Origin of the sequence: Crinalium epipsammum PCC 9333, assembly GCF_000317495.1 — a bacterium.
Classification (GTDB): Bacteria; Cyanobacteriota; Cyanobacteriia; order Cyanobacteriales; family PCC-9333; genus Crinalium; species Crinalium epipsammum.
This window is the reverse complement of the sequence record NC_019753.1, coordinates 2,239,925-2,252,576: the sequence shown is the minus strand read 5'-3', so window position 1 is coordinate 2,252,576 and position 12,652 is coordinate 2,239,925. Positions and strand designations below refer to the sequence as shown.

Sequence of the window (12,652 nt, the reverse complement as noted above, 5' to 3'; positions counted from 1 at the left end):
GCAGTGTAGTGGGTATAGCCCCTGCTATCTATGGAGCAAATACCAGCCGCCACAAATTAGTGTTGGCGGTCTTTGGTATTAAAGTTAAATCAAGCCTGAATTTGAGTTCGGGCATTTTTCAGGGCAAGTCGTACCTGCTCAAAGCCAGTACCACCGTAACTATTCCGCGCTGCAACTACTTGCGATGGTGCGATCGCACTATAAATATCTTCCTCAAATGCTGGATGAAGTTCTTGCCATTCCACCAAGGTGAGATCTTTAAGAAGTTTGCCTTTTTCCAGACAGATCCTAACTACTTTCCCAACTAAGTTATAAGCTTCCCGAAACGGTACGCCCCGCGCCGCCAAATAGTCGGCTACGTCTGTAGCATTGGAAAAGTCTGAATTTACTGCCGTTGACAAACGTTCTGGGCGAAACTCCAGTCCCTCAGCAAGCAATATTTTCATAGCTTCAAGACAAGATTTAATTGTCTTAACACTGTCAAATAATGCTTCTTTGTCTTCTTGTAAGTCTTTGTTATAAGCCAACGGTAGCCCCTTCATTAATACCAGTAAGGCTTGCAAATGACCAAAAACACGCCCAGTTTTACCGCGCACCAGTTCTGGAACATCGGGGTTTTTCTTTTGGGGCATAATACTGGAACCAGTAGCACAGCTATCTTTGAGCTTGACAAAGCCAAACTCTTCCGATGCCCAAAGGATGATTTCCTCAGAAAAACGGCTGAGGTGAACCATAATTAAGCTAGAGGCGCAGAGGAATTCAATCGCAAAATCGCGATCGCTCACTCCATCTAAACTATTTTCATAGACACCAGCAAAATCTAGCAATTCAGCTGTATAGTGCCGATCAATTGGAAAAGTGGTTCCGGCTAATGCCCCGCAACCCAAAGGTGAGATATTAGTTCTGCGATACACATCCCCTAGCCGTTCCCAGTCTCGTTGGAGCATTTGAAAGTAAGCCAACAGGTGATGAGCCAAGCTGACTGGTTGGGCGCGTTGCAGGTGGGTATAGCCAGGTATTAGCGTTTCAACATTCACCTCGGCAAGTTCAAGGAGAACGCGCTGAAATTCCCTGATTTGAGTTTGAATTAGAGAAATTTGCGATCGCAGATACAGCCTAGTATCAGTGCCTACTTGATCGTTACGCGATCGCGCTGTATGTAACTTTTTGCCCACATCACCAAGAATCTCAGTTAGCCGTCGTTCCACAGCAAAATGGACATCTTCGGCTTCAATACCTGGGTTAAACTGCCCTTGATGATATTCTGAGCGAATTTGTTCTAACCCCGCTACCAGTTGCTCACCTTCTTGAGTTGAAATGATACCAGTGTGAGCAAGCATTTTGGCATGAGCGATCGAACCCGTGATGTCATACTCGATCAGTTCAATATCAAAAGTGATACTAGCATTAAAAAGTGCGATCGCTGGATGCAAAGCAGATTCAAATCGCTGGCTCCATGTTTTTTGTTCAGTCACTACGCCTCACAAGAATGAAAACTGCGAAATAACAGCACTGGTAACTTCTTAAAAAGAAGTTAAATTCTTAATCATATAACCAATAACAACACCAATTCCCAATGCCCAGACTTGTCCAGACTTAATAAAATTGTTAAAAGATTTTTGCATTTGCCCCAAAACATCGGGATCTTGTACGGTTTGTGCCAGCACATTCCAACTTGCTTGGGTGTGCAAATGTAGTTGTTGCAAACTTGTTTGCGAGTGCATTTGCAGTTGTTGCAAAGCATCGTTCCAATCATGCAAGTTTGGCAAATAATTTGTTACTAACTCAATAATGTTAGCTTCTATCACAATTAGCTCCTAATAAAAATGTATTTTTGTGATGCTTGATCAGACTTGTTGAGGATTTATTAAAATAAATACCACTAATTGGGCTTTTACTGTGGTTTTGCAGAAAAATACTATTTTTGGCTCATCGCTCAACAGTCAACAGTCAACAGGCAATTGTTAATTGTTCCATAACTTTTACCTTCATCACCACTAATGTCATATCATCGCCGTTGCGGTTATTAACACCAATAAACTGCTGCACTTGATCAAACAGGTAATCTAAAATTGCTTGTGGACTGAGACAATGTTGGCAAGCCCAATGGATGGCTGCAATCAGGTTTTCTTCTTCAAAACGCTCCCCATTTTTATTAGCAGCATCAGTAAAACCGTCAGTGTAGTAAATAATTGTGTCTCCAGGAGCTAGTTCTACCTGAGCATCTTCATACTGGGAATCAGCATCTAAGCCGATTAACATCCCAAATGTATCTAGCCGTTTTACACTACGGGTTGCTGCTTGCCATAGTAAGGGAGGATTATGAGCAGCATTACTATAAGACAAGATCCGAGTTTGGGGGTCATACTCAGAATAAAATAATGTCACGAACCGATGGGAATTTTCTAAATCGGCGTACATTACTCGGTTTAAATGTTGCAAAATTCTTGCGGGTGAGTGAGCATTTAGCACTTCCGCACGCAGCATTCCCCTAGTCATAGTCATAATTAAGCCTGCGGGAACGCCTTTACCCATGACATCCCCAATTACCACACTCCAGGAGCGAGATTCGCGATCGCCTTGATTTTTATGCCGCAATTCGTCATAATTGGCTGGGATAAAATCATAATAGTCTCCCCCAACACGGTTAGCCGTTTGACAGCGAGCCGCCAATTCTATACCTGGAATCTGAGGACATTGGCGCGGTAGCAGGCGTAGCTGGATATCAGCACCAATTTCTAATTCTCGGTCTAGACGTTCTTTTTTGCGTAGTTCAACAGTTAGTTCATCATTAGCTATAGCCACAGCAGTTTGATCTGCTACTAAACGAACTAACTTCTGTCGGTTTTCTGTCCAGGCATATTCCCTATCTTGACTGAAAACATAAAGCCGCCCCCGCTCAATATTTTGAACCAAAATTGGAGTAGCAAACAGCTTAATATTAGGTTCTAAATATGTGCTTACTTGCTCATGGAAAGAAATTGGTGTGATTGAGCTATTAGAATTTCCTACTTGCTGCGCTCCTGAATAAACAACCATTTGACGGATTGTCATTTCGATCGCTTTCCGAATATCGTGGCACACATGACCATCTGGGCAGTGCAGTCGCTCTAGTTGCACCTGACCGTTAGGTTTGAATAATATTAACGCGCTAGCATCAGTATCGGTGACTCTAGTTGCCATCAACGGAATGAGTTCCAAGAACTGATTTAAGTTATTGAAACTGCGTAGGGCAAATCCTAACGAACTCAATAAGTCTTGAATTTTATTTTGTTCTCTATAAAGACGCGCTACCAAAGCTTTGAGCGCAAATACTGGTGTCATATCCGTAACTTCGGCTGCACCAGGAATTTCATTTGATTGATAGGGTTGGCGAGGAAGAGGTAAAGCAGTCATTTGATTAAGTTTAAAAGGTATTAATTAGCGATAATTTTTAGATAAGGGGCGATTTAGAATTTTTAAGGCTTGTCCATTCCACAGACAGCCGATTTATTCTTAATAAGGAATAGAATTTACCCTAGTCTACTAACTTGCTCATTCTAGTTTTAAAAACAACAAAAACCCGAAGGAGTCAAATGTAAACTTATGTATTTTATATGGCTCAATGCTGTCGTTGTTTAAGGCTTAGTAAATTCCTACATTAGTTAACGGCAACACAGGCTATATATAAGCGTCTAATGATAGCGTTAATTAATGAGGATGCCAACAACCATGTTGCATACACCAGTTTTCACCAATGGTAAGCTACAAATGTTGTAGAGGCTGGTTTTGGGAAGAATTTATTAGTTTAGTAGTAGCAACAGAACCGCGATCACTGCGACGAATTTTCTTGATTTCAGAGGACAATCTTTAAACTTGTTGAGAATTATGTCAAAAAATTAAATAAATATCAACGCTGTAATCCTGATTTGCTCAGGATTATAGCGTTTTTAAACAAAAAAATTGGTTGAGAATACAATCAGACGTGCGGAATGTGGGATTAAATCAAAGTTAGGCGACTAATTAATTTAGCCACTCAGCAAAGCTTCGATAAACTCATAACTTGAAAACGGGCGTAAATCTTCAATTCCTTCACCAGCACCAATAAAACGAATTGGTAAACCGAGTTCCTTCACAACAGCTAAGGCTACCCCACCTTTAGCAGTACCATCTAGCTTTGTTAAAACAACACCACTCAGTTTTGCTGCCTGTGAAAATACTTCGGCTTGACGTAGACCGTTTTGCCCTAATGTGGCATCTAAAACTAGCAGTGATTCTACTTTCGCATTAGGAGATTTTTTGTCAACAATTCGACGAATTTTGCTGAGTTCATCCATCAAATTTTTCTTATTCTGGAGTCGTCCGGCAGTATCAATTAACAGTAATTCTGTACCTCTTGCTTGAGCAGCAGAAATGCCATCAAATACTACTGCTGCTGGATCGGCATTTTTGCCAGGGTTTGCAATCACATCTATGCCACTACGCTCACCCCAAACTTTGACTTGTTCTACTGCTGCTGCGCGGAATGTGTCGGCTGCTGCAATTAAACATTTGTAACCAGATTTTTGAGCTAAATGAGCTATTTTGCCGATGGTGGTGGTTTTACCAGCGCCATTGACTCCGGTAATTAACCAAATATTTAAAGTGTCTTTTTCAGGGACAAAAATAGGGTTATAGGAGTTTTGATATGGTTGCTCAAGTAGTTCTCGTAATATTTGTTTAAGGTATGCGATCGCCTGTTCAGGAGGTAAAACTTCTTCGCGCAATTTCTGTTGCAGTGTATTGATAATATAGTCGGTCGCCTCTACCCCTACATCTGCTTGCAACAGCAGCGCCTCAATCTCCATCACCGCATCTTGATTCAACGGCCCTTGCCCAACAATGGCTTTAAGCTGGTTGATCAATCCGCGACGGGTTTTATCGAGTCCTTGGCGTAGGCGCTTGAGCCAGCTAATTTCCTCTAGGGAAACGTCTTCAGGACGACGACCTTGGGAAGCTAATACTTCTGCTGACCACAAGAAACCTTCATCAAAATCTATCTCTGCTTCTGCTGTAGCAGTTTCTAGGCTGGTCTGTGTTTTAGTTGCTATTACAGGTTCTGGTTCCTCAATAGCAGTTGCCTTAAGCCGCTCTAAACGCGCTTGACGCTCTGCACTTGACTCTCTTGCCCAAATAGGTAATTCAGGTGAATCTTCCTTTTTAGCGGGCGTAATCACCTCTGGTGTAATAGCCTCTGTTGCTGCTTCTACTATCGCGTTGGTTGTGGGTTCAACAATTGTTGATGCGATGGGTTCTAATTCAGGGGAAGTTTCGGTTAGTTCAGTTGATTCAAGTTCTAATGATTGTGATGTTAACTCGGCTTCTGTATCTGCTGTTTCTTCAATTACGCTGGTTTCTGTTGGTTCAGGCAAAGATTCTTCTAGCAGATTAGCGGCATTTGTTTCAACTTCGCTTGTGGCGATCGCAGCTACCGTAGCATTGGCATTTGTTTCAGTTGTTGTAGTGGCGATACCTTCGGTAAGCAACGCTTTCGCACTTTCATCAATTGTTATTTCTGCCTGATTTGGGGTAGATGCTTCTACTTCAGGAGTGCTAATTTCTTCATCTGGCGATCGCTGTTGTTGTTGAATATTCTTATAAGCAGCCTTAGCCCAGTTCAGGTAGTCTGCCGCTACTTCCTGAGATTCTTCTTCACTCGTGACCGAGGCTTCTTGTTCTGCTGGCGACTCAGCAACAGTTTCTACCTGTTCAACCTCGGTATTTTGACTATCCCCAAACTGGCGGCGAAACCAATTAAAAACCATTGCACCTACCTAACTATCGGCAACTATTAACAAGCGTAATTAATTTAGCTATATTACATTCCCACAATTGGGGATTTAAGTGATAGATTGCTGCTTAATTTCCTCACTTGCGCGGCGTAGCACACCGTTGATAAACCGCCGTCCATCTTCATCGCTGTAGCGTTTAGCCAAATCAACAGCTTCATTAATCGCTACTTTATCTGGAACGCCTAAAAACCAAATTTCTGCTACGGCAATTCTCAGGATATCGCGATCAATACGAGGCACACGGCTTAATTGCCACTCTTTGAGAGTCGAACTCAACAGTTCATCAATTTCAGTACGTCGGCGGCTAACAGTAGTAAGAAGTTCTAGGGAGTAAGCGCGAACATCATGCTGATTAGCTAACTGAATAAATTCTGGTAGTTCTAAAGCATTCCCCAAGCGGTTAATTGCTGCTTGTGTAAGTTCAACGGCATCATTGACCATTGTTCTAGCACTTTGGATATCAGCCGCGCGGGTTTGGCTACTAAGGAGGCGATCGCTACTGCGTTGTAGTTCTGCGGATGCCGCTTCTAACGCTTCTTGGGCTTCACTTGTAAGTGTGCGAATAGCTGACAGCATTACATTAGAAAGCTGTTGTGTTGATAGTTTTTCGGGTGAATTAGGCAGTTGAGACAAGCTCAAAACAGCCAAATCACGAGCAATTCTACGGGGTTGCATCATTGGTGACAAGTTAAGGAAAAGAGAAAATTGTCAAGGGTGGTATTTGGCTAGGTCAAAAATCGTGAGAAACTCAGTCTAGACAAGTAGTTGAGCGATTTAGACCAGCCATGACACAAAGCCGAAAAACCAATCGAGACCATGCGAAAAAGAAACAACGACCACTGGTGGAAGACGAAGTAATAGCCAAGCAATTGGAAAAATTACTGACACCAGCCATTACAAATCAAGAAAATTACTACCGAAAATTAGGACTCAGAGAACGGATACTGAATTTACCGTTGATGATGGCGGCGGTGTTGACCTTGCTGTGGCGAGATGTGGCAGGAGTCAGAGAACTAACAAGAATGTTAGCCAGAGATGGTTTTCTGTGGTGTAGTCCCACAAAAGTTAGTCAACAAGCGGTATCACAAAGATTTTTAACATTTCCATCTGAATTATTTGAAAAAGTATTTAAAGATTTATTGCCGAGTTTAAGAGCAACTTGGCATAGTAGAAATCAACGTCCATTGCCAGAAAGTATTCAATTTACCTTGTCAAAATTTGAGAAGATTTGGATAGTAGATGGGTCAACATTGGAGGCATTGTTTAGGAAGTTAAAAAGCTTAGAAGAGACTCAAAGAGGGCAATTAGCCGGAAAAATGAGTACAGTAATTGATTTAATGACTAGATTACCTGTAGAAATTTGGTTTGAAGAAAATTCTAAAGCTTCTGATATTAAACTTGAAGAAAACATTCTAAATTTAGTAACAAAAAACACCTTGCTGTTATTGGATAGAGGGTTTTATCACTTTAATTTTTGGTTTCAATTAATTGAGAAAAAAGTAGATTTTATAACGAGAATAAAAAAGGAGCAGCAATCAAAGTAGAACAAATATTTACCGATAGTTATGAACTGAGAGATCGGAAGATACGCTTTGGTTCTGGCACAAAGAAGACTCCATTTATTACCTTGCGTTTGATTGAAGTCAGGTCAGGAAAAACCTGGCATTCTTATTTAACCAGCGTCCTAGACCCTAATATTTTACCCCCTTATGTGGTAGCAGATTTATATCGGCGGCGGTGGCGGATTGAAGATGCTTTTAACACAGTCAAGAGGCTTTTAGGTTTAAGTTATTTATGGACGGGTTCAATCAATGGAATTAAGTTACAAATTTGGGCGACCTGGTTATTTTATGCGGTTTTAGTAGATTTAGGTGATGCCGTAGCAGATGAACTTGCTCTCCCCTTCGACGAGATTTCATTAGAAATGATTTATCGCGGTCTTTATCATTTTACTATGGCTCATCAGAAAGGTAAGGCAACAGACCCCGTTAAGTATTTTGCTGATCCCGAAAATCGAGATTTAGGTATTATCAAACAGCAACGAAACCCCAATGTTAAGTTGATTGTCGCTCCTTTTCCCAATCTTCAACGAGGGTCTGACCAGTTTTTTTTCAACAATTCTCTGAAAGCCTCTTGACAAAACAGTTACAGGCTTAACTTGTCACCAATGGGGTTGCATAGGAAATTTTTTAGTTTATAGGCTTAAAATAATAACTAAAAAATCGAGTGTTTGGGGGATTAGAGAATTTTTGAGGATTGAGCTTTCTAGTGAACAACCTAACACTGGTGCTGTCGCACACAGCTTAGGCTTCTAGCTTCATCGGGAACCGCGCTTTTCTACTGCTGCTATTAACCTTCCTCTGCGGGGAAAACTTGCCGTGAGATATCTGGAAGATCTGAGATGGGTTGTTCTTGCGGTTTCTGGTTATACGAGGGGGGTAGTATAGGTATTGATGATCCAGGGTTGACAATTCCACCAGAAACAACCACCTTAAAAGCATCTTCAATAGACATTGACAAATCTATCACATCACTGTCCGGCACAATCGCATACCAGCCTGTCGTCGGGTTAGGTGTTGTGGGTATAAAAACACTCAACATTCGCTCAGACATATGAGACTGGATTTCACTATTCATTGTACCTGTAACAAAAGCCAGCACCCACATCCCACGCCGAGGATACTCCACCATAATTACGCGCCGAAATTTATCATTAGAATCTTTGAGTAGAGTTTCTAAAAGCTGTTTAAGTGTTTTATAAACCGACCCTGCTAAGGGAATTGCTTGCAGAAGTCGCTCCCCAATGTCTAGTAGCCACCGTCCTACAATATTACGTGCCATTAAGCCAATCAGGGTAATGCACAGTAGGGGGACAGTTAGCCCGACGAACAAATTCAACAGATTGACCAAGATCGGATTCAGCCCATCAAAAGGATTGATTTGCTTGGGAATCCTGGTTAAAAAGTTAATCACCCAGTTGGCAATAGTAATTGTCAGCCAAATGGTGGTAGCTAGGGGAATTACTACCAATAGACCTGCAATCAAATCATTTTTTAAGTCCTGCTTCAAGCGTTGGAACACAGATCGCCGACTCTCCTTAAAACTGGCTGTGAAAAAGCTGTTGATGCCACTTCAACCATAAGGATTATTTGGCATCTCTTCAGGCTGGAAACATCGTTCCATAGTTACTCTTTTTAAGACTTGTAAAGAATTATTGCAAGTCTTAAGGAAGCTAACCTTAATTTTGGTTGCTCTAGTAACAATTTTATGGGCAGATGGCAAAAAGATCAGATTAAGGTAGCGACTGGCAATTTCTCAAGTGTAATCGCTCAAATTTTGATAGTTGTTCCTGCCTTTAAATTAAGGACTAGCTGACTTCAGTCAACTATTCCTAATCGTTAAGCCCTATCTACCTTGATTTAACTTTACGACGACCACTTTGAGAAAATCCGATACTCCTCAATCCTGTCCAGCCAAGGGCAATATAACCAACAGCCAGAAGTAAACTACTCAGAGCAGTTCGTATACCAAGCTTGAAAGCCTGTTGGTTAGCCTTTGTTTCTGCATCTAACTTACGGCTACGAATTTGCGTTCGTAGTGTCTCCAATTGTTGATTTAGAGCTTTGGGGTCTTGCTTAAATTTCTGTAACTGTTCTCGGAGTGCTGTTAATCTAGCTAGTTGTTCCCCTTGGACTTGACCGCTGTTGATCGCTTGATCAAGTTCTTTTAGTCGCCGTTCATCTTTCGCTAAAACCTCCACCTGCTGTAATTGACCTTGCAGTTGAGTTTCAGCTTGAGAGGCTTCTTGGTTAATCTGTTGGATAGCTAAATCTTTTTGAGCATTACTATTACTCAAATGTAATGGCACTAGCAGTAAAAAGATTAACCCCAGGAAGCTAGAGAGCAACAATGCCCAAAATCTTAAATCTTGCCAGGGTTTTCCAGCTACACGATCGTTGTCACGGCTACTCATCCAATATCCAGCTATTAATAAGGCTATACCTAATAGGGGAATAATTCCGCGATCAACTAACTGCGATGTTGTGTTGAGTTGCCATGCTTTATCGGTGGGATTAAACGGAAACAATAGAACGATATAGTCAAGGAGAGAAGACAGAATCAGGATCGCTCCAACTAGCTTTAAGGCTAGGGGAGCAAATTGATTGCTATTAGCTGTTTGCATAGGTAATGCCTTTTCGTTAGTAATCTTCCAGTTTAAACTTAACTATTGGTCATAGGTCATGGGTCATTGATAATTGTTCAGAAAAGGCTCTCAGCAGGTAATTAAGCTGCCAAGTTTGGATTTTTTGCTGCTAGTATTTGGTTGATATGAAAAATTGCTCTTAAGGTATGAAAAAAATAATTGAAGTTTTACCGGACGGTGCGGCATTAACCGTGCGATCGCTCGATTTGATTTTAGATAAACTACACTCAGCCATTCAAGAGCGTGGGGCGTTTACAATCGCTTTATCTGGTGGCAGTACCCCCAAACCTTTGTATGAAGCGATCGCCCGCCAAAACCTACCTTGGGATAAAATTCATGTGTTTTGGGGTGACGAGCGTTACGTTCCCTCTGACCACCCTGATAGTAACTTTAGGATGGCGGGTGAGGCTTGGTTAAATCAAGTTAATCTGCCAGCAAGTAACATTCATCCTATGCCTACAGAGCAGGCAGATCCCGCAACTTCTGCTCATCTGTACGAACAAGAATTGCAAGACTTCTTTAAAACTGCCCCTGGAGAGTTTCCGGCTTTTGATCTAATTTTGCTAGGTATGGGAGATGATGGGCATACAGCATCGCTATTTCCCCATACAGATGCTTTACAGGTGTGCGATCGCTTAATTACTGTTGGTAATAAAGATGGTCAACCTCGTATAACATTTACAGTGCCACTAATTAATCAGGCACGCTGCGTGTTGTTCGTTGTGGCTGGTGCTAATAAACGACCAGCTTTAGCCCAAATATTTGCACCTACAGGCGATGACCTCGCCTACCCATCTCGGCTAATACAACCCCAAGCAGAACTTTGGTGGCTTCTAGATCAACCTGCTGGTCAAGATCTGCACTCGTTAACAAACTAACAAGTCAGAATATATAAATCTGCCAGCCAGAAGAGAGAAAGAAATCATCAAAACAACATTTTAAGGAGTTCTTTTTATGATTGTTTGCCCAAATTGCACTCACCAAAATCCAGAGGGAGCAACTCAATGTGAGGCTTGCTATACACCTTTACCCACAACTACCAATTGCCCTAGTTGCGGTGCATCAGTTCAAACTGATGCTACTTTTTGTGGTCAGTGTGGCTCTGGTCTGAAACCTAGTACATCCGCCCCAGAGGTGGGAAATGTGCCAGATTTAGTCACCCCCGATCCTTTAGTCGCGGCGGAAACATTGGTGGTTACCCCTCAAGCGTCCCCTCAGATGCCTTCGATCCCCACTCCACAAATTGCTCCCGATGTAGAGGTTCCTGCCACCGCTATGAGCCAACCACCGGAGGCGACGGCTCAAGTTAGTGTTAATCCTTCCACCCCACCATCAACTGCCTCATCTGGTAGTGCTAAAACTCAACTCCAGCTACAAACATCCCGCTTACTGCACGTTCAAACCGATACGCTGATTGAATTGCCACAAAATCTCTCAGTCCTTCATATAGGTAAGCCGAATGATCAGATTCCACCTGACATTGATGTTTCAGGTTTTCCGAATTCTGAAATAGTTTCTCGGATTCATGCTGATATTAGATTAGAAGGAGACACCTACTATCTTGAAGATGTGGGTAGTGCCAACGGTACTTACATTAACCACACCCCCCTACCTAGAGGAAATCGTCACCGTCTGCGCCCAGGCGATCGCATTAGTCTAGGTAAAGGTGACATGATGACATTTTTATTCCAGACTGCTTAATGCCACTAGAAACAATCATTATGGTGATTGCAGAGGCGGTTGTTTAAGTGATACCCTGGTTTTGGCAATTAAAGATGTTAGTGGTTAGCTGGCTAAAGTTTCAAAGCTCTATCAAGCTGTAGAAAAATGTCAGCAACCTCAAAACACCATTATTTATGAAACAATCATTAGTTGGTTTTGCCTCCAAAATGTTACCAATTTGTAATGCCAAGATAAATACTTTTATGACGCAGTTATTAGTAGTTAGACAGTTAATAAACTGGCGCTTGCAATTCTAGTAATTAGAAATAAACCATTACTATTGATACTTAGTAAAAAATTCAACAGTAAATCTTAGAGCAATTTCAGTAATTACAACTCTGAAATTTCAGCAAATTCAAATTTGATTTGTTGTTTCTATGATGATCTGAAACTGCTTAAACAACACTATTTGTAAAGATGTAACACCCGTGATTACACTGACTCTGCTGCATCCTCTACAATCTGTCCCAGTCCAAAGCTGGACTTTTGAGTCTGAATCAGTTGTTCAGATTGGGCGGTCAACTGATAATCATGTAATTCTTTACAGCGCCGTAGTTTCCCGTCATCATGTAGAACTACGGCTAAGTGCTTCTGGCTGGGAAGTTGTTAGTTTAGGCGCTAATGGTACTTATTTAGATGGGAAACGCATTACTCAAGTACCTGTGGTAGACGGAATGGTAATTCGCCTTGCTAGTTCTGGTCCTAAAATTCAAATCAGAATTGGAGCAATACAAGCAGAGGGCAAGCAAAAAACTGTGGCAGCTACAACTTCAGCAGGTACAGCTACCACTCAAGCTTCAAAAGAAACATTTGTAAATAACCGTTCAATTGATTTAGAGGAGCAGACGCAAATTGATCTCCGTCTTTCTTCTTTTTCTAAAAATTATTGTGAGCAAGTTTAGCAATATACCTACTC

The 12,652-nt window shown here is 41.6% G+C and carries 10 protein-coding genes and 1 pseudogene; 4 read left to right on the top strand and 7 right to left on the bottom strand.

Going from position 1 to position 12,652, the window contains the following annotated elements; translation table 11 throughout:
* Positions 1 to 89 precede the first annotated feature (89 nt).
* The 5 genes from argH to nusB form a co-directional block, all read right to left on the bottom strand.
* Complete coding sequence (gene argH, locus CRI9333_RS09670) at positions 90 to 1,475, bottom strand: argininosuccinate lyase (protein ID WP_015202980.1); 1,386 nt, start codon at positions 1,473 to 1,475, stop codon at positions 90 to 92.
* 48 nt (positions 1,476 to 1,523) lie between these two features.
* On the bottom strand, positions 1,524 to 1,724 hold the full coding sequence (locus tag CRI9333_RS09665; RefSeq protein ID WP_041226534.1) for a hypothetical protein: 201 nt from the start codon (positions 1,722 to 1,724) through the stop codon (positions 1,524 to 1,526).
* A 226-nt stretch (positions 1,725 to 1,950) separates the two neighbouring features.
* Entirely contained in the window at positions 1,951 to 3,396 is a 1,446-nt protein-coding gene (locus CRI9333_RS09660; protein ID WP_015202978.1) for a PP2C family protein-serine/threonine phosphatase, read from the bottom strand.
* Between the two features lie 611 nt (positions 3,397 to 4,007).
* Positions 4,008 to 5,783 (bottom strand): signal recognition particle-docking protein FtsY, encoded by a 1,776-nt coding sequence (gene ftsY / locus CRI9333_RS09655; protein ID WP_015202977.1) that lies wholly within the window; start codon positions 5,781 to 5,783, stop codon positions 4,008 to 4,010.
* Positions 5,784 to 5,858: 75 nt separating this feature from the next.
* Complete coding sequence (gene nusB / locus CRI9333_RS09650) at positions 5,859 to 6,485, bottom strand: transcription antitermination factor NusB (RefSeq protein WP_041226005.1); 627 nt, start codon at positions 6,483 to 6,485, stop codon at positions 5,859 to 5,861.
* A gap of 164 nt (positions 6,486 to 6,649) precedes the next feature.
* On the opposite strand from nusB, the pseudogene CRI9333_RS09645 reads away from it, so the two are divergent.
* Positions 6,650 to 7,947, top strand: a pseudogene (locus CRI9333_RS09645) (IS4 family transposase).
* Positions 7,948 to 8,159: 212 nt separating this feature from the next.
* Here CRI9333_RS09645 and CRI9333_RS09640 read toward each other — a convergent pair.
* Both CRI9333_RS09640 and hpsJ-B read right to left on the bottom strand, forming a co-directional pair.
* Complete coding sequence (locus CRI9333_RS09640) at positions 8,160 to 8,891, bottom strand: DUF502 domain-containing protein (protein WP_015202975.1); 732 nt, start codon at positions 8,889 to 8,891, stop codon at positions 8,160 to 8,162.
* Positions 8,892 to 9,219: 328 nt separating this feature from the next.
* Positions 9,220 to 9,993 (bottom strand): hormogonium polysaccharide biosynthesis protein HpsJ, encoded by a 774-nt coding sequence (gene hpsJ-B / locus CRI9333_RS09635; protein ID WP_015202974.1) that lies wholly within the window; start codon positions 9,991 to 9,993, stop codon positions 9,220 to 9,222.
* A 167-nt stretch (positions 9,994 to 10,160) separates the two neighbouring features.
* On the opposite strand from hpsJ-B, the gene pgl reads away from it, so the two are divergent.
* From pgl to CRI9333_RS09620, 3 genes are all read left to right on the top strand, one after another.
* Positions 10,161 to 10,892: a 6-phosphogluconolactonase gene (gene pgl, locus CRI9333_RS09630; protein ID WP_015202973.1), complete on the top strand. Its 732-nt coding sequence runs from the start codon at positions 10,161 to 10,163 to the stop codon at positions 10,890 to 10,892.
* 76 nt (positions 10,893 to 10,968) lie between these two features.
* Positions 10,969 to 11,715, top strand: a complete 747-nt coding sequence (locus CRI9333_RS09625; RefSeq protein WP_015202972.1) for an FHA domain-containing protein — start codon at positions 10,969 to 10,971, stop codon at positions 11,713 to 11,715.
* A 449-nt stretch (positions 11,716 to 12,164) separates the two neighbouring features.
* Entirely contained in the window at positions 12,165 to 12,638 is a 474-nt protein-coding gene (locus CRI9333_RS09620; protein WP_015202971.1) for an FHA domain-containing protein, read from the top strand.
* The last annotated feature ends 14 nt before the right edge of the window (positions 12,639 to 12,652 follow it).

What these genes read in the sequence shown, in the direction of transcription:
- CRI9333_RS09665 (WP_041226534.1), bottom strand. Translation starts at nt 1,724, where the DNA reads ATGCACTCGCAAACAAGTTTGCAACAACTACATTTGCACACCCAAGCA.
- CRI9333_RS09660 (WP_015202978.1), bottom strand. Translation starts at nt 3,396, where the DNA reads ATGACTGCTTTACCTCTTCCTCGCCAACCCTATCAATCAAATGAAATT.
- ftsY (WP_015202977.1), bottom strand. Translation starts at nt 5,783, where the DNA reads ATGGTTTTTAATTGGTTTCGCCGCCAGTTTGGGGATAGTCAAAATACC.
- nusB (WP_041226005.1), bottom strand. Translation starts at nt 6,485, where the DNA reads ATGCAACCCCGTAGAATTGCTCGTGATTTGGCTGTTTTGAGCTTGTCT.
- hpsJ-B (WP_015202974.1), bottom strand. Translation starts at nt 9,993, where the DNA reads ATGCAAACAGCTAATAGCAATCAATTTGCTCCCCTAGCCTTAAAGCTA.
- pgl (WP_015202973.1), top strand. Translation starts at nt 10,161, where the DNA reads ATGAAAAAAATAATTGAAGTTTTACCGGACGGTGCGGCATTAACCGTG.
- CRI9333_RS09625 (WP_015202972.1), top strand. Translation starts at nt 10,969, where the DNA reads ATGATTGTTTGCCCAAATTGCACTCACCAAAATCCAGAGGGAGCAACT.